The organism is Bradyrhizobium sp. AZCC 2262 (genome assembly GCF_036924535.1).
Taxonomy (GTDB): Bacteria; Pseudomonadota; Alphaproteobacteria; order Rhizobiales; family Xanthobacteraceae; genus Bradyrhizobium.
The window spans coordinates 6,180,722-6,197,103 of record NZ_JAZHRT010000001.1; the positions used below are offsets into that span (position 1 = coordinate 6,180,722).

General features: G+C 56.6%; 14 protein-coding genes and 2 pseudogenes. 6 read left to right on the forward strand and 10 right to left on the reverse strand.

Annotated features, from left to right (window positions below; genetic code table 11):
- Positions 1–131: 131 nt before the first annotated feature.
- Positions 132–1,367, reverse strand: coding sequence for an ABC transporter substrate-binding protein (locus V1283_RS28970; protein ID WP_334390020.1), 1,236 nt, complete (start codon positions 1,365–1,367; stop codon positions 132–134).
- Between the two features lie 478 nt (positions 1,368–1,845).
- Complete coding sequence (locus V1283_RS28975) at positions 1,846–2,616, reverse strand: SDR family NAD(P)-dependent oxidoreductase (protein WP_334390021.1); 771 nt, start codon at positions 2,614–2,616, stop codon at positions 1,846–1,848.
- Between the two features lie 949 nt (positions 2,617–3,565).
- Between V1283_RS28975 and V1283_RS28980 the strand changes: the two genes are divergently transcribed.
- The 5 genes from V1283_RS28980 to V1283_RS29000 all read left to right on the forward strand — a co-directional run bounded on the left by V1283_RS28980 (position 3,566) and on the right by V1283_RS29000 (position 8,356).
- On the forward strand, positions 3,566–4,999 hold the full coding sequence (locus V1283_RS28980) for a cytochrome P450 (RefSeq protein WP_334390022.1): 1,434 nt from the start codon (positions 3,566–3,568) through the stop codon (positions 4,997–4,999).
- A gap of 171 nt (positions 5,000–5,170) precedes the next feature.
- Complete coding sequence (locus V1283_RS28985; RefSeq protein ID WP_334390023.1) at positions 5,171–6,241, forward strand: acyl-CoA dehydrogenase family protein; 1,071 nt, start codon at positions 5,171–5,173, stop codon at positions 6,239–6,241.
- Entirely contained in the window at positions 6,241–7,392 is a 1,152-nt protein-coding gene (locus tag V1283_RS28990; RefSeq protein ID WP_334390024.1) for an acyl-CoA dehydrogenase family protein, read from the forward strand. The genes V1283_RS28985 and V1283_RS28990 overlap by 1 nt, the downstream gene beginning before the upstream one ends.
- A 111-nt stretch (positions 7,393–7,503) precedes the next feature.
- Positions 7,504–8,052 (forward strand): SDR family NAD(P)-dependent oxidoreductase, encoded by a 549-nt coding sequence (locus tag V1283_RS28995; protein ID WP_334390025.1) that lies wholly within the window; start codon positions 7,504–7,506, stop codon positions 8,050–8,052.
- On the forward strand, positions 7,949–8,356 hold the full coding sequence (locus tag V1283_RS29000) for a hypothetical protein (protein ID WP_334390026.1): 408 nt from the start codon (positions 7,949–7,951) through the stop codon (positions 8,354–8,356). Before V1283_RS28995 ends, V1283_RS29000 begins: the two co-directional genes overlap by 104 nt.
- A 26-nt stretch (positions 8,357–8,382) precedes the next feature.
- Here V1283_RS29000 and V1283_RS29005 read toward each other — a convergent pair.
- From V1283_RS29005 to V1283_RS29020, 5 genes and pseudogenes are all read right to left on the reverse strand, one after another.
- Positions 8,383–8,598, reverse strand: a pseudogene (locus V1283_RS29005) (transposase); the annotation flags it as partial.
- Positions 8,599–9,048: 450 nt separating this feature from the next.
- On the reverse strand, positions 9,049–10,683 hold the full coding sequence (locus V1283_RS29010; RefSeq protein ID WP_334390027.1) for a GMC family oxidoreductase: 1,635 nt from the start codon (positions 10,681–10,683) through the stop codon (positions 9,049–9,051).
- Positions 10,684–10,878: 195 nt separating this feature from the next.
- Positions 10,879–11,397 carry an SDR family oxidoreductase gene (locus V1283_RS29015; protein ID WP_334390028.1) on the reverse strand — a complete coding sequence of 173 codons (519 nt, stop codon included), beginning with the start codon at positions 11,395–11,397 and terminating at the stop codon, positions 10,879–10,881.
- A 296-nt stretch (positions 11,398–11,693) separates the two neighbouring features.
- A complete protein-coding gene (locus V1283_RS44805) occupies positions 11,694–11,777 on the reverse strand; it encodes a hypothetical protein (protein WP_442895889.1) in 84 nt (27 codons plus the stop codon).
- 85 nt (positions 11,778–11,862) lie between these two features.
- Complete coding sequence (locus V1283_RS29020; protein WP_334390029.1) at positions 11,863–12,630, reverse strand: SDR family NAD(P)-dependent oxidoreductase; 768 nt, start codon at positions 12,628–12,630, stop codon at positions 11,863–11,865.
- A gap of 513 nt (positions 12,631–13,143) precedes the next feature.
- Here V1283_RS29020 and V1283_RS29025 point away from each other — a divergent pair.
- A complete protein-coding gene (locus V1283_RS29025) occupies positions 13,144–14,376 on the forward strand; it encodes an acyl-CoA dehydrogenase family protein (RefSeq protein ID WP_334390030.1) in 1,233 nt (410 codons plus the stop codon).
- A 17-nt stretch (positions 14,377–14,393) separates the two neighbouring features.
- Here V1283_RS29025 and V1283_RS29030 read toward each other — a convergent pair.
- The 3 genes and pseudogenes from V1283_RS29030 to V1283_RS29040 all read right to left on the reverse strand — a co-directional run.
- Positions 14,394–14,959, reverse strand: a pseudogene (locus V1283_RS29030) (acyl-CoA dehydrogenase); the annotation flags it as partial.
- Between the two features lie 60 nt (positions 14,960–15,019).
- Positions 15,020–15,346: an SDR family NAD(P)-dependent oxidoreductase gene (locus V1283_RS29035; protein ID WP_334390031.1), complete on the reverse strand. Its 327-nt coding sequence runs from the start codon at positions 15,344–15,346 to the stop codon at positions 15,020–15,022.
- 328 nt (positions 15,347–15,674) lie between these two features.
- Entirely contained in the window at positions 15,675–16,100 is a 426-nt protein-coding gene (locus V1283_RS29040) for a PaaI family thioesterase (protein WP_334390032.1), read from the reverse strand.
- Between the last annotated feature and the right edge of the window lie 282 nt (positions 16,101–16,382).

Genomic DNA, 16,382 nt, shown 5'->3' on the forward strand with positions numbered 1-16,382 from the left:
GATGCCCAATTGATCAAAGCACCGCGAATGCGGCCAAACGGATGATTGCCCGTAGGAGACACCCTCGCCCGTCAGCTTTTGTTTGTGCGCTCCAGCTAGCACGGCTATCTGCCTGGAGACGTCCTATCGAATTATCGTTCACCGCCTGCAGTCACAACGCCGCCCACAAAGGTCCAGTTCGTGCCGTCGAACTGGATTATCTGCCTCTGCCGCCACGGGATGCGACTTTCCGGAGTGACATTGACCTTTACGCCCGGGAGGAACAAAGTTGGCTCGTAGTCTTTAATATGGGTCGCCTCGTAAATTAGGTTTTCTCGCGTCAGATTGTCACCACATCGCTTTAGCGTGTCGATGAGCATCTGCGCCGCACTGTAGCCAATGACCGCGAGCGCGTCCTCAGGTACCTCTGCCGGCGCCCATTTTTTCATGAACGTATAATACTCCATCATCCCGGGGTCCGCATCCCATTTGGAATCGCCAGGCTGTTTGTAAAATTGCACACTGACGGCGCCCACAGCATATTGCAGGCCAGCCGGCTTTAGCGAGGTCTCGATCACTGACGCGCCTGGCGCCAAAATTAGATATGGTTTCCAACCGAGCTCACCGATCTTGCGGATGCTCTGAGCACCAAATTTCGGCGCCGCTGACGCGACGAAGACGGTGTCGGCCCCAGACGACTGAAGCAAGATGATCTGAGAATCGATAGTCGGATAGCTCAGGTCGAATCCAACTTCCTTCACAATCATCGTTCCAGCCTTGTCACCCAGGCCAGCCCTCATACCCTCGAGATATGTCCTACCGCTTTCGTCGTTCTGATAAAGAATACCTATCTTGGCGTTCGGCTTCACCTCCAGCAAGTAAGCCGCCAACACTTTCGCCTCGACTGTCAACGTCGAATAGAATGTTGTCGTCCAGGGAAAGTTAACGGGGTCGATGGCCTTCGGAGTACCGGCCAGCGCCATTATTTGCGGGACCTGCGCGCTATTTAAATATTTGGCGACGGACAGATTTGGCGCTGATCCCATCGACGAAAACATTGCCAGGACTTCGTCACCTTCGACCAGGGAGCGCGTCTGTTCGACTGTCTTGGGCGGGCTGAATCCATCATCCTTCGAGATCAGGTTGATCGCGCGCCCGTTAATGCCCCCTTGAGCATTGATCATTTTGAAATAAGCGGTCTGGACCCTACCGACCGCACTCAGGCCGGATGCCCCGCCACTATATGGCATTGTCTGGCCGAACTTGATCGAGGTATCTGTTACGCCCGGACCGTATTTCTTCTCGGCCAAAGCAGGTTGAGAAACCGCAAGCAGAAACGCACCGACCGCGACCGCAACACTCCTTGAAACCATGTCCAATGAAACCATGTCCAAATCCTTGGCGTTTGAGAAGGCCTGCCAGATAAACTAATACACATCCCCGTGGGCTGACGCCCACGGCGCAGCAAACGACGATCTCGAGGATCGACGAAATCGAGTAGCGAACGGGTTTGTCAGCCGCCAGCAGACTCTAGCGTCGGCCGCTTCACGCCAAGAGCCGCAGATTTGCCTCACAAAGATACAGACGTCTTCCTTGCTGATGATCCCGAGGTCCGGCAGCCCATCGAAGCCGACATCGCAGCGCCTGACAGATAGAGCGCCTTGAAACCGGCTTGCTTCGTCTGCAATGCCCCGGCATCCTCAGGATGCCCGGTCCCGTCAACAGTTCGTGCCTGCGCACCATGCGGACCGGGGAAGCCATTGTCTAAGATTGCTTGCGACCGACGTCATACGGGTTGCGTATGGTTCGGTGCGCGGCGCCTTTCCGTATGATAGCCGCGCGAATTCAGTGGCAGCAAAGTATCGTTTAGAAATTACCCCCATCGAGCGTTAGTCGTTGAGCAGCAATATAGCGCGCTTTATCCGAGATTAAGAACGCGACTGTATTCGCGACGTCGGACGGTTGGCAAACGAAGCCAAATGGCATCTTAGCATCAACATCTCGCATACTTTCGATCCCCGCGCGCATTCTCATGAAACCAAGACCCATGTCGGTATCGGTAAGACCTGGAGCGACTATGTTGACGCGGATGCCGTGAGATCGCTCTTCACGCGCCAGGACGCCCGCCATCGCTTCCATTGCAGCCTTAGCCATGATGTAAGTGCCCATATTTCTGCCGAGCATCTGAACGCTCGAGGAAGACACCATTATAACATCTCCTCGCTCGTGTTTTCTCATCTGGGGCACCAGTGCGCGACACAGTGTAAGGGGTCCGTAAACGTGAGCGCGCATGAGAAGATCTAGATGATCCAGCCGGCTTTCTGTAATTTGAGGCCGTCCTACAACACCACTTCCGAAGCCGGCGTTATTGATTAGAATGTGGATCGCGCCGAAGGCTGCGAGTGCCTGCTCGGCAAGCGTCTGAGCTTCCGCCTCCACCGTGACATCTGCGCCAAATATTTCAGCTCTTCGACCCATCGCTCGAACTTCCTGAGCGATCCGATGTGCTGAGTCTTCGCTGGTGCGGTACCCAATCGCGAGATCGATCCCATTCCGGGCCAAAGCTAAACACGTCGAAGCTCCAATACCGCGGCTTCCTCCGGTTACGAGAGCGACTCTCTGAGGTCCCGACCCCATTACATTTTCCTTTCAAGATCGCGCGCTAGCGTGCGTCACCGGCGACAACTTCGCCAACTTGCGGGAATAGAAGCGCGCAACTTAGTAAAAGGCACGTTCTGTAGTTTGCGTTTTTCGGCACTTGCCAAGGAAACGCGGCCCAAGAGTGCCAACAGTGAGATGGTCTCGGTGCGAATACAAAGACTCATTGCGGATGACCTTAGAGGATTTACGTATAGTAAACGCGAAACGCGACGTGCCTATTATGGACGAGAACTGAAACACGAAGCCGCGGACGAAGGCGACGTCGTCGCAACACTTAGGCAAGCCGCGCACACTCAGCTTGCGGAGATCAACCGCGCCTGGAGAAGGTCGTTCAGCAGCATTCCGCTAGATAGAGATGTGGAATCCGCCGTCAACCGCGATGTGTTGACCCGTAATAATGAAGCGGCGTCAGAGAGCAGAAAGCAAACGGGCTTCACGGCCTCTTCCGCCTGTGCCCAACGGCCCATCGGGATCCGCGCCAAAATGCCATCGCGAAATTAGTCGCCCGGATCGTTTCCGTCATGGGGGTTTTGCCCACTCCGAAACAAACCGAATTCGTGCGGCGCCGAACTTCGACCATTCCTTTGCGGCCGTCATTGTCATCCCTAGAAGACCACTTTTCGCCGCTGCAATCGCGCGCCCAATCCCCTGCGCGCTGTGCCCGTAACAACAATTACTTTTCCCCTTAAAGACATCACCTCTTCCATCCTCTGCTCCTTTTTGCTTCGACTGATCCTCCGGTTCTCTCTTATGTCCGGTCTGAAATCAAACGTAAGTTCGTCTCTACTAATAGGATAGCAGTATCACCGGATACTATAAGGATATTAGACGCCGCCTTCGGAAGGCTGTCATAAGTACTCTCTCTAAGCGCGCTCACCCAATAAAAGCGCGTCACCCAGCAAAAACAATAACGACGCAAAGATAGTTGCAACGAGGAAAACGCCGTTTCTACTTCATTGTGCATGAAGCTAGCCAACAGTACCGCGATCCGGCCTTGCGGCTATCCCTGATGGTCTCAATCAACGCCTCCAGACCGCCGAAATTCGTCGAATTGAATGCATTTGCCAACGTCACGGCACACAAGGGCATCATGGACAAAGGCATTATGAGCAAGACCATGGACAGCAAGATTGTTGCAACAACTACCTACTCAACGCCGGGCGCATACGACGATCTGTTTCGCGACCTTCGGCGCGACGATCCAGTCCATTGGACCGAGCCCGAAGGTTATCATCCGTTCTGGACTGTCAGCAGACATTCGGACGTCATGGAAATCGAACGCCAAAATGATCGATTCACCAACGAACAGCGTATAATCCTTCAGCTCGCCGCGGACGACGAACGGATGAAGGCTGCAACTGGAAGCGTGTCCAGTGTTCGAACCCTGGTCAGCATGGACAATCCTGATCATCGGGTTTACCGCGCGCTGACCCAAGGCTGGTTTATGCCGCCAAACTTGAAGAAGTTGGAAGAGGGACTCACCATTCTTGCGAGGGAATTTGTCGATCGCCTCGAGGCCCTAGGTGGACGCTGCGATTTTGTGAAAGACGTCGCGGTGTGGTATCCACTGCGCGTCATTATGATGATCCTCGGAGTCCAGCGCGAGGACGATGCGCTGATGCTGAGTTTGACGCGAGAGCTGTTCGGTTCGAATGATCCGGACGTGATGCGAGGACGTACGAGTTCACAAGTGCGTTTGGACGCGGTTAAACGATTTTCGGAGTATTTTGGTAGGCTGTCGGCGGAACGCCATTCGGATCCGCGCGATGACCTTACTACGGTGCTCGCCAACGCGACCATCGCTGGAAAGCCGATCGATGCTCGCGAGGCAATTTCGTACTTTGTGATTGTCGCCACCGCCGGCCACGACACGACGAGCGCCAGCACCGCTGGCGGACTTCTTGCGCTGATGCAAAATCCGGACGAACTCAGAAAGCTCAAGGACAATCCCGCCCTGATACCGAGCGCCATTGAGGAAATGTTCCGTTGGGTGACTCCGGTCAAGCACTTTTTCCGCACCGCGCAGGAAGATTACGTGTTGCGCGGTCGCAATATCAAAGCGGGCGACTCTCTCATGATGTGCTACCAGTCGGCCAATCGGGACGAGGAGGCATTTAACGATCCCTTCTCGTTCAAGGTCGATCGATCGCCCAACCGTCACCTGGCCTTCGGTTATGGCGCGCATCTTTGCCTCGGCATGCACCTAGCCAGAATGGAAATGCGCGCGCTTTACGCTCAATTGTTACCGCGCCTCGATGCCGTAAGCCTCGATGGCGATGTGTCATGGGCGGATGCCAATTTCGTGTGCGGCCTCGAACGGCTTCCCATCAGTTACACGATGCGGAAAGTTGCGGCGTAGTGAAAGAATGAGTGAACCAGGTCAATTCATCAGAAACTCGAAAACTCGACCGAGAACCCACGGATAAAGGTTGCAAATGGAAATCCAAGCGGCAATTGCACGGCATCCAGAAATCGCAAGCCCGCGGGGACAGGCCGTGGACGCGCTAATCATTAGTAAGGAGGCAGCGCGATGACAGACAAGGAGACCGGCGATCGCGCGGAAACCCTTGCGCTCATTGTTGGAAGCGCGGCCTTTCTCGAATCGTTGGAACAATTGCGGCGCGCGCGTGCGCTTCGAGGTCATCGGCCAGGAATTAGCCGCGACTTCTGGGAACAAGTTTCAAAGCTCGGCTGGCTTTCGCTGCGCGTGCCAAACGAACAGGGCGGCATCGGTCTTGGAATTCAGGAGTTATGCGTTCTCTCCGAGCGTTTGGGAGCCTGTATGGCGCCCGAGCCCGTTCCAGAGGCGATATGCACCGCGCCTTTTCTGAGCGGCACTCTTCTCGAAGACGTGATGAGTGGATCCTTGATCGTGCTGCCGGCATGGCAGGAACGCGCGGGGGACCTTGAATCGAAAGCGCCGACGGTTCGCTTGGCGCAAGGCAAGCTGATCGGGTCGAAAAAATACGTTCATATGGCTGAGGCCGCAGGCGGCTTCGTGGTTACGACCTCTAACGGACTGCAATTTGTACGAAAGGATGCACCCGGACTAAGTGTGCTGACGACGCCCCTGCAGGATGGTGGGCATTTTTCCGAATTGACGTTCGACAACACGCCGACCGAGCCGATCAAGGGGTCCTTCGAAACGGTCCAGGAAGAAATTACGCTTGGAATCGCTGCTTACCTGCTGGGCGTCATGCGCAGAGCGTTCGCGATCACAAAGGATTACGTTACGACGCGGACGCAATTTGATCGATCGATCGGTAGTTTTCAGGTCATCCAGCATCGCATGGTAGATCTCTATATCCAGATTCAGCTGGTGAGCGCATCCATCCAGCAGGCCGCAGCGATACTGGAATCGAGCCCCTCTCTTGCGGCAGCGAAACAGGCAGTGTCACGGGCGAAGGCTCGTGCTTCGGATGTGGCTCTTCTGGTCACAAGGCAGGCGGTTCAACTTCATGGCGGCATTGGCTACACGGATGAAGCCGACATAGGCTTGTTCCTGCGCAAAGCGATGGCCCTTATGAATTGCTACGGATCAGCGACTGCGCACCGCGCTCGCTATTTGACGCTTGTATGCGCAGCACGAGGAAAGTTGTGATGTTGCAAGTCGCTTCCGACAATGAACTGAGCGACGAGGAATTTCGGTTACGTGCGCGCGAGTGGATTGCGGACAATTACCCCTTCGAAGTGCGCAATTCACCAAAGCGGGTTCCGTTCGAGGTTGCCCTGCCCTGGTATCAGGCGCTTCATGCGCGCGGCTGGCTGGCGCCCGGCTGGCCGGTGGAGTATGGCGGGCAAGGCATGTCGTCCGTCAGGCAGCTGATCATCACGGAGGAATTGGCCCGCTTCGGCGCCGTTCGCCTAAATGAAACTGGTATCGTCATGATCGGCCCGCTCATCATCCATTACGGGACCGACGCCCAGCGAGCCCATTTTCTTCCCCGGATTCTGTCGGGCGAAGACGCCTGGTGCCAAGGATATAGCGAACCGAATGCCGGGTCCGACCTTGCGAGCCTCAAATCCAGGGCTGAGCGCCAAGGAGATGAATGGGTCATCAACGGCGAAAAGATCTGGACGACGAGAGGCGCGAATTGCAACTGGATGTTCGGGCTTTTCAGGACAAGCCAAGAGAAGCGAAAGCAGGAGGGTATCAGCTTTCTGCTCTTGCCTATGGATGCTCCGGGCATCAGCGTTAGGCCCATTCTCGACATTTCGGGCGATGAGGATCTGTGCCAGGTTCGCTTCGAAAATGTGAGAGTGCCAGCCGATTATCTGGTCGGTGGAGTCGGTCAGGGATGGAAAATGGCAAACGCCATTTTAGGCTTCGAGCGAATTTCGCTAGGATCTCCAAAGCAATCGGAAAATGCTCTTGCCCAACTTAATGAGGTCATGAGACGGGTCAAGGCATGGGACGATCCCGTTTCGGTGAGCAGGTACGTTCAACTGCGCCTGGATCTGGAAGATCACACAGCGCTCTATCAGACATTCGTCGATCGTCTTCGGGACGGCGGCGACTTGGGCGCCGACGTGTCCATGCTGAAGATAAACCAGTCGGAGCTTTATCAGAGGTTGACCGAATGGACGCTCCTGATCTGCGAGGAAGATGCGGGCCGGGTCGGTGCCCTGCCGGGCACTGACGTCTCGGTCGGCGAACAATTTCTCATCGCCAGACCGACCACCATTTTTGGCGGAACATCGGAAATTCAGCGCAATATTCTGGCCGCGGGCGTCCTGGGACTTCCGAGATAGAACGGCCTGTCTTGGACTTTATTCTACCAATCATGCCGCTTGAGATTATCTTCGAGTCAGTTGAATAGCGACACGCTAAACATCATGCAACTCCGAAGGCCGCCACTCAAAATGGAAACAGAAATCAGCTCTTCGGAGCGCTCGGTCGGACAAACCCCGAAGGTTGCCCTCGTCACTGGTGGCACGCGAGGAATGGGGCGCGTCATGGTGCAAGCGCTTCTTGAGGAAGGGTTCATCGTTGTCGCTCTCGGGCGATACGAGAAAAGCACCCGTGAATTGCGCGAGGCGCTCGGCGGCAATACGGAACGGCTACGAACGATGTTTGTTGATCTCGCCTCAGGTCAGGCGCCGGAAGATACGGTCGCGAAGGTCCTCGAAAGCGAAAGGCGGATCGACGTACTGATTAATAATGCCGGCATCGGCACGGGCTCCATCCGGGCGGATAGCTGGCAAAATCCCGTGCCATTTTGGGAGGTTACGGCAGAGCAGTGGCGCGAATTCAGCGCAATCCATGCTGAAGTGACTCTTCCGGCTCGCACGGGCCGTTACGCCGGCGATGATTGCGCGGCGATGGGGACGCCTTATCGTCAATACCACGGGTCTCAACAGCATGATCTATCGCGGGCGCATTCCTTACGGCCCATGCAAGGCATCGGCTGAGGCGGCGGCCGCCGTCATGGCTGCCGATTTGGAAGGAACCGGCGTCACATCCAATGTCCTCGTCCCAGGCGGTCCCGTTAATACGGACTTCGTGCCCATGCAATCCGGCCTCGACCGGAAAGCGATGCTGCAACCGAAAATCATGGCCGAACCGTTGAAGTGGCTGGTCTCCGATCAGGCCAACAACTTTACCGCCCGACGCATCGTCGCGGCCGAATGGCGCGTGGAAAGCAATCCGGAGGCCTGTTCCTCACCGATCGCATGGATGGGACTAGGACGCCCGACCATCCTTCCGAAAAGCTGAGGCGCCGATTGACACCGAGACTGCAAACGCCGAAGCCGGGTGTTCTCCGCCTCCAACTCCTTCAGCCATTTCACCTGGTCGCCCCTCAACCCGCCATACTCATTCCGCCAGCAATAGAATGTAACTTCCGTCACCCCTATCGATCGGATCGCTTCAGCGACCGGTTTGCCCTGCGCTGTCAGCACTTCAACCTGCCGCAACTTCGCGACAATCTCTTCCGCCATATGTCTCTTCTCGGGCATTCTGCATCCCCCATCAGGCTTAAAGCCATACTTCAGGGAGGACCACTTTCAAGGGGGGCAGACCACCGCCACGCCGATCGAAACCCGCATCGGCGGTTAGTGGATTGGTATCGGGCATATCACGGCGCGTAAGCTAAGCGCCCAGCGGCCGATGTCGCCCTCATCGTGAGACGGCTTGTCTGGTGATCGTTTCTGCTTTGCGTGAGATGCGTCACACCGATCGGCCCGGTCGAAAAAAGCTGGTCTCGGACGAATGGTGAAGCAGACGAAAATCCAGAACGCCACATACATCTGAAAGATCGGATCGTGGAGTACCTGAATCCTAGGTGATGTCTGGGATCGAGCGGCCGACAATGAAAAGGCTGATCAGCACAAGGCCGGGAAAACCGACCGCCGCTGCGGTCCCATGGCGCGTCTGGCGGCGGGGAAGGAAAACTCAAACGCGCGCAATCATGCGCGACCCGCGCCCTCGCTATCATAACGCAGTTTGCCTTTCAATAGATCGGACGCCTTCTCTCCGATCATGATCGACGGCAGGTTCGTATTGCCGCTTGGCAACTCCGGCATAATCGAGGCATCTGCAATGCGAAGACCGGCGATGCCCTTGACCCGCAATTGCTCATCAACTACGGACATCCGATCTGTCCCCATTTTGCAAGTCCCCACAGGATGCGATCGATGACCCGCATTTTCGCGGATGAATTCCTCGATGTCCTGGTCTGTTTGAACCTGCGAACCGGGCAGAATTTCTTCTGTGACGATGCCGTCGCGATGCAGCGCCTTGTAAATCTCGCGACACAGTTTAACCCCCGCGACCATGGTGGCAAGATCGTCCCGTTCGGAAAACATGTTGAAAGAGATCCGTGGGCTTTCCGCCGGATCGCTGGAACGCAGTTCGACCGCACCGCGCGATTTCGGATGAAGTGCTCCCAATCGCGCCGAAAGTCCGACGATCTCCTGAGGCCGCACTCCCGGAAACCAGAGGGTCGCCGTGTTGTTCACGGGCATGCAAATAATTTGCATATCGGGACGGTCACACTCGGGGCGAGTACGGAGGAAGATATTTGCAGCCGCTCCGTTCGTTGCGAAAGGCCCGCTATGCCAGAGAAACCATTGTGCAACGGCCATGGCTGCGCGGTCAAACCTCAGAAACTTCGTATATCCCAGTTTGCCTGGCGTACCGAACGCCATAATAATATTGGGATGCTCGGACAGATTTCGTCCCACGCCAGGCAAGTCAACCACAGGAACGATACCCTTCTCGCGGAGGTGCTCGGCAGGACCGATGCCGGACAGCATCAGCAGTTGGGGTGAGTTGTACGACCCTGCCGAAACAATGATTTCTTTTCCAACGAAAGAAGATTCCCGAAGCCCGTTTCGGACATACTCGATGCCGATGGCTCGCACGCCTTCAAGAATGATTTTCGAAGCTACGGCCTTGGTCAGGACAGTTAAGTTCGACCGCTTTCTCGCGTCCTTCAGATAGGCTCGCGACGTGCTCGAACGATATCCTCCGCCGATCGTGGCCTCCATCCTGCTGATTCCATCCTGGGACTGGCCGTTAGGATCGTCGTTCGAGCGAATTCCGATGCTCTCCGCCGCCTTCCGCAAAGGCTCGTAGAGCATGTCCGGCGACGTCATCTGGGTGATTTCGACCCGCCCGCTTCCACCATGGTAGACGTTGTCGCCGCGCCAACTCCGCTCGAGACGTCTGAAATAGGGAAGAACGTCCTGATAGCCCCAGCCTTGCAGCCCCGAGTCAGCCCATTGATCGAAGTCGCGCGAATTTCCGCGAATCGCGATCATAGCGTTGATGCTCGATGTCCCTCCGAGCGTCCGTCCTCGCGGGATTGGCAGCCGCCGCCCTCCCAGACCGGGTTCAGGCTCCGACATATAATTCCAGCTATAGGCTGGCCTGCTGAACACCGTTCGAAAAGCAAGAGGCATAGAAAGCAGAGGATTATTATCCGGCCCGCCGGCTTCCAAAAGCAATACGCGGGTGCGGCTTGTTTCGGTGAGGCGGTTTGCTATGACCGCGCCTGCCGAACCGGATCCGACAATGATATAATCATATTTTTCTGGCACGACCGCTCTCAACGAACATGAAGTTGGCGTTTCGCGAATAATTCAGAGCACAATCACTACTACACGGCCTCGATAATTTCTCGAATGACGTCTTCCGGCGCGAGAAAGTTGCTCGAAACTCCAGCCCTGAGACTGTCGGGCTTCGTCATTCCGGTCCGTACACCCTCTGGGCAGACGCACGAGACCGAGACGCCATCATCGGCATACGTAATCGAGCCATTCGGCCAACGCGACGGCGGCGTGCCTGCTAGCTGCGTAAGGCGCACAGCGGAAGTCCGTCAGCAGCCCGGCCGCGAAAGCGGTGACGACAAAGTGTCCGTTTCCGCGCTCGACCATGCGTGGAATGACGGCTCGCGCGGCGTTGACGTGACCCATCAGGTTGACGTCGAGCGACCTCCGCCAATTAGTCGTTTCGCCAAGGCCGTCGCCGGCGTGAATTCCAGCGTTCGAGCACCAGAGATCGATCGGGCCGATCTCCGTTTCGACCTTCTCCACCAAGGCTTCGACGGATCGGCTTTCAACTACATCGAGTTCAAGCGCCAGCGCGGGACTGTGGGAGTACGTCTCATTGATCGCAGCCGCTACCCGTCGGGCTGCTTCGAGATCGCGAATGCCGGATTGGGCAAGTGCCCCACAGAGCGCCTGCCAGACGCCGCTTCCACCGCCGGTAACGACAGCCACCTGTGCCGCCGCATCAAAACCGTCTGCCGCCATCCCTGGCCCTCATATGTTCTTTGGTCCAACCATAGACCCATAGCCTTCGAAGGTCAACACGGCCACCGTGATGCATTGGAGCGGTGCCGAAAATGCATTGATGCGAGCCATCTGCAGCGCGAAACAAGCGCCGCCCGAACATGAGCGGCCCTCCGGAGAGAACCGCCATTATCTTATGCAGGACTCATGGCCGGCGCTTTATTTCCAAACTGGATGCGCACCGTTCCTTCCTTGCTTTACATCCAGCGTCATCTCACCGACGCCTGCGATCCGGATTGCGACCCGATCTCCCGCTTTTAGCGGCCCGACACCGGCGGGGTCCCGTTTGCAATGATGTCACCCGGATAGAGCGTCATGACTGAGGAGGCCATCGCGATCATCTCGGGGACGCCGACAATGAGATCTCGGGTGTTGGCTTTTTGGCGAGCTTAAATCGCAGCGCAGGTAAAGCCACAATTGCAGCACTCAGCTGATCAATGCTCCGCCGTCGATGATGATTGTCTGTCCCGTAATGAAGGTACCGGCCGCTGATGCCAGAAAAACCGCGGCGCCGGCAATTTCATCGGGCTCTCCGATGCGTGCCAGCGGCGCAGTGGCGGTTATGGCTTTCAGCGTTTCCGGATTTTCCCAAAGCGCCCGGGCAAAATCCGTCTTGACCAGGCCAGGCGCGATGCAGTTCACGCGGACGTTGTGCTTGCCGTATTCACAGGCCAGATTCCGGGCGAGTTGCATATCGGCAGCCTTCGAAATCGAGTAGGCGCCCAGATTTGTCGTCCCTTTGAGACCGCCGACGGATGAGACGATGGTGATCGAACCATCTCTGCGCTCGATCATCTGGGGCGCTACGAACGTAATTAGCCAATGGTTGGCTATGATGTTGTTTTCGAGAACCTTGCGAAACTGGTCGTCGGAAATTCCCGCCTGCGGTCCGTAATATGGGTTCGTCGCCGCGTTGCAGACCAGCGTATCGACCTTGCCAAACGCGCCGTTGGCCTTTTCGACGAGCTCCTTGAGTTCTTCCTTGACCGAGATGTTCGCCGCAATGGCGAGCGCGACCTGTTTGCCGGCCGTATCGTTAATCGCCTCCGTCACTTCGTCACAAGCCTGTTGCTTGCGTGAGGAGATCACAACCTTAGCACCGTGTTCGGCCATCCGCTCCGCGATAGCACGACCTATCCCCCGCGAAGAGCCAGTGATGACTGCAACTTTCCCGGACATATCGAACAGAGTCATGCGTCCCTCATTTCTTAGATGTTTGCCCGGCGTCAGGTGAGCCCGCTTTCCGCTTCAATCAAGCTAACCATTGTGAAAACAATAAATGTAACGACAAGTCAGTGTAGCAGAAGTCAGTCTGGGCTCAGACCAACCCGTAGTTCTCGCTTGGCACATCGGAGCTCCCTGCGGCTTCACGCGCTGAGCCCTTCACTGCGTTACACAGAGACGAGGTGCGACATGAAGCCGGTCGTCGGTAGCTTGATCGGCCTTACAGGCCCCTGTGGGATGTCCTCCACGCAAACGTTTTTCCCCTATCCGCCGCCGGCAGTTTCCATGGGACGCCAAACAGCGATTAAAAGCCTACGTCCGCGATCAACATCATCACTCGCCTGACGGCGTCAAGGCAAATATGGGCTGATATCGTATCGATCTCATTCGATATCGTATCGATCTTAATCACGCCACCAAGCGCCTCGCCACGGGCGTATGTCACCCTATAAGCTTGATTATCCAGTACAGCGAGGAAGAATTATGTCGATAGATTTCGAAATCCCGGCAGAGGCGAAGGCGGTCCGGGAGAAAGTCCGCAAATGGGTTCACGATGAATGTATCCCGGCGGAAAAGGAACTGGACACTAAGCCGTTGAAGGAAGTGCTGGGCAGGCTGCGCGCCAAAGCGCGCGCGCAAGGCCTCTGGTGCCCGTTCGCTCCGAAGGAATATGGCGGCATGGGGCTCGGCCCGCTCGCCAACTCACTGGTGCAGATGGAGCTCGGCGAAAGCACACTCGGTGCGCTGTCGATGAACACGCAGGGGCCCGATGATGCCTCGATCATGACGATCATGACGCACGCAACGGAACATCAGAAGGAAAAATTCCTCAAGCCGTTATTGAACGGGGAGAAGCGCATCTGCTTCTCGATGACTGAGAAGGTGGCGGGTGGCGATGCTACGGGCATGCAGACCCGCGCGGAAAGAGATGGCAATGCCAATTATATTCTCAACGGCGAGAAGTGGTTTACGTCATCCGCCGGTGTCGCCGACCTGGCCCTGGTAATGGCCAAGACCGATCCGAACGCGCCACGGCACAAGCAATTTTCGACATTCATCGTGGAATTGCCCAACCCCGGCTACAACATCAAACGCGACATCAAGACCATGGCGATCGAGGGGCCGCATGCCCACGCGCTTTCCGGCGGACATTCGGAGGTCGAGATCAAGGATCTCAAGGTGCCCGCCGAAAATCTGCTGGGCGGCGAAGGCAACGGCTTCGATATGGGACAACACCGCCTTGCCTACGGCCGATTGCGCCATGGCATGCACAACGTCGCCAAGGCCCAGCGGGCTCTCGATATGGCGACGGAATATGTCACCAAGCGTTCGACTTTCGGCGTGCTGCTCGCCGATCGGCAGGCTGTCCAGTTCATGTTGGCCGATTGCGCCAGCCAGCTCTATATGGCTCGGCTGATGCTGCTGCATATTGCTTACAAGGCTGAAAAGGGCCTGGACCTAACGCAGGAAAACTCCATCGCCAAGGTCTATCTGGCTCGCATGGTGCACAAAGTCATCGATACCGCGATCCAGTTGCATGGTGCGTTGGGCTACAGCCAGGATCTTCCGCTGGCGAAGTGGTATACGGAGGTTCGTATGCAGCGTCTGGTCGACGGTCCTGACGAGGTGCACAAATGGAAAGTCGGCCGTAACGTCATCAAGGCCTTCCGCAAGCACGGCACCACGGCTTCAGCCGCTGGCGGCGATTTGATCTGACGTGCGGAACGGGCGGGCTAGATCAAACCCCCGCACCCGGCCACGCGGCGGAGATGAAAGTCCGTATCGCCACATGTGTTCTCGATAATGCTCAGCCGCTTGAAGTAATGGCCGATCCGGGCCTCCATGGTCATGCCGATGCCGTCACATGGAGCTGGATCGACTGCAGGCCGACGAATTTCAGCGACTTGCCGATCTGCACCTTCGCCGCCGCGACCGCGGTGGCGTGTCCCCTGGCGTCGTCGAAATCGCAAGCCACGGTCGCGAACATCGACATGCTGCGGGCCTGCTCGGCGGCGACGAAAATGTCGGCGGCGCGGTGCTGCAGGGTCTGGAAGGTGCCGATGGCGACGCCGAACTGGGTTCGCGTCTTGAGATATTCGACGGTGGTCTTGAACGATTCATCCATCGCCCCGCCGGCTGCGGCGCATAACGCGATGCGGCCGTCATCGACCACGCGTTCGATCAGTGGCAGGCCATTCTCGGGGTCGCCGATCGCTGCATCGGCATCGACCTCGACGCCCGTGAAGGCGATGTCGGCCGCGTGCATTCCGTCCTGGGTCGGATAGCCCTTCCGGGCGAGAAGCGAGCCGGAAAGGACCTTTGAAATTGAGGGAAACGATCTTGTCAAACATCGCTTCCGCTATCTCGTGGGAAGGAATGGCGGGCGACGTGCCGCGAGGATGTCGATACGACCGAACGCCTGATAGGCGGCTGCGGCGAGCCGATCAACGTCATCCCACCGGCTGGCGTTTGCCGAGATGGCCAGCGCGCGACGACCGAGCCTTCGCATTTCCTCAGCGGCCGCCTCACAGGCATCAAGCTTGCGGCTCGAAATAACCACGTCGGCTCCACGCTGGGCGAATGCGCGCACCATTTGCAGACCAAGCCCTCGGGAGCCTCCCGTGACCAAGGCGACCTTTCCGGTCAGATCAAATAACTCGTCCATTCTGTCTTTCCTCGCAATCATGGATAACTCAGATGCAGCGGTTCGCGGATGACCCCGCGGCCGACGCAAGCTGAGGATGCGTGCTAACTCTTATCCGTCCGCCATCTCCCGAATTCGTTTGTATTTCGGAATACTCCAGAATGGACAGTATCTTCCCAAGAAAATAGTGTTGCATCTGCGTGCATGAGAATAGGCGCGCAGTGCGCCGATTCGTTAGCGCCCGATCCACTGGCTGGGACTCATTCCGTAATGAGCTCTGGACAAGACAACTCCGGCAGGGCATCGCCGGAGGTTTTCCAAATTTATTCATAAAGTAGGTTTTCGTCTCCTTGAGAGCAAAAGGCAGGCCTCAGCGACGAGGAACAGCCACCGCGCTATAGTTTCGATAAGTTGCATTTGCCCGGGCGACCGGTTCACCGTTCGCCGTGATAAGAGCCTGGGTAAAAATCAGCGATTTGGTTTCTTTAATAAGAATCACGTTTGCCTCAACCCAAGCACCAAGCGGCGCAGGAGCGATGTAGTCGACGGATAGGCTGATTGTTGGCGTATGACGTTCCGTGGTTATTAATCCCGAACGCATGATGGCTGCGATCTGCATGTCGGCAAAGGTTGCCATCGCGCCACCATGACAATTTCCGGTAGCATTGGTGTGGTACTCCATGACACGGAATCCAAGCGTCGTCGTCTTTCGATTCAGATAAACTGTGCCAAAAGCCGAATCGAAGCCATTCGTTCGAAAAATCGGCTCAAAATCGTCTGGTGCGATATCTTCCACCGATGATCCTTGGTTTAGTCGAGCGGCGCCCCGCGGCTCTCAAAGGGATTCGTTCGGCCCAAAAACGAATTGAGCGACCTTAGTCGCGAGAGCCACCGCACTCATTGCCACCTCCCCTTCGCCGGCGACAACTTCGATAACTTGCAGGAATACAAGCGTGCAACTTGAAACAAGTGGGTTTCACAGCCTTGCTCACGCGTCAAAAAGGTACGTTCTGTAGTTTGTGCTTTGTGGCAGTTGCCAGGAAGCACGGCCTAGGATCGCCAACAATGATTTGGTCTC

What these genes read in the sequence shown, in the direction of transcription:
- V1283_RS28970 (WP_334390020.1), bottom strand. Translation starts at nt 1,367, where the DNA reads ATGGTTTCATTGGACATGGTTTCAAGGAGTGTTGCGGTCGCGGTCGGT.
- V1283_RS28975 (WP_334390021.1), bottom strand. Translation starts at nt 2,616, where the DNA reads ATGGGGTCGGGACCTCAGAGAGTCGCTCTCGTAACCGGAGGAAGCCGC.
- V1283_RS28985 (WP_334390023.1), top strand. Translation starts at nt 5,171, where the DNA reads ATGACAGACAAGGAGACCGGCGATCGCGCGGAAACCCTTGCGCTCATT.
- V1283_RS28990 (WP_334390024.1), top strand. Translation starts at nt 6,241, where the DNA reads ATGTTGCAAGTCGCTTCCGACAATGAACTGAGCGACGAGGAATTTCGG.
- V1283_RS28995 (WP_334390025.1), top strand. Translation starts at nt 7,504, where the DNA reads ATGGAAACAGAAATCAGCTCTTCGGAGCGCTCGGTCGGACAAACCCCG.
- V1283_RS29000 (WP_334390026.1), top strand. Translation starts at nt 7,949, where the DNA reads ATGATTGCGCGGCGATGGGGACGCCTTATCGTCAATACCACGGGTCTC.
- V1283_RS29015 (WP_334390028.1), bottom strand. Translation starts at nt 11,397, where the DNA reads ATGGCGGCAGACGGTTTTGATGCGGCGGCACAGGTGGCTGTCGTTACC.
- V1283_RS44805 (WP_442895889.1), bottom strand. Translation starts at nt 11,777, where the DNA reads ATGATCGCGATGGCCTCCTCAGTCATGACGCTCTATCCGGGTGACATC.
- V1283_RS29020 (WP_334390029.1), bottom strand. Translation starts at nt 12,630, where the DNA reads ATGACTCTGTTCGATATGTCCGGGAAAGTTGCAGTCATCACTGGCTCT.
- V1283_RS29025 (WP_334390030.1), top strand. Translation starts at nt 13,144, where the DNA reads ATGTCGATAGATTTCGAAATCCCGGCAGAGGCGAAGGCGGTCCGGGAG.
- V1283_RS29035 (WP_334390031.1), bottom strand. Translation starts at nt 15,346, where the DNA reads ATGATTGCGAGGAAAGACAGAATGGACGAGTTATTTGATCTGACCGGA.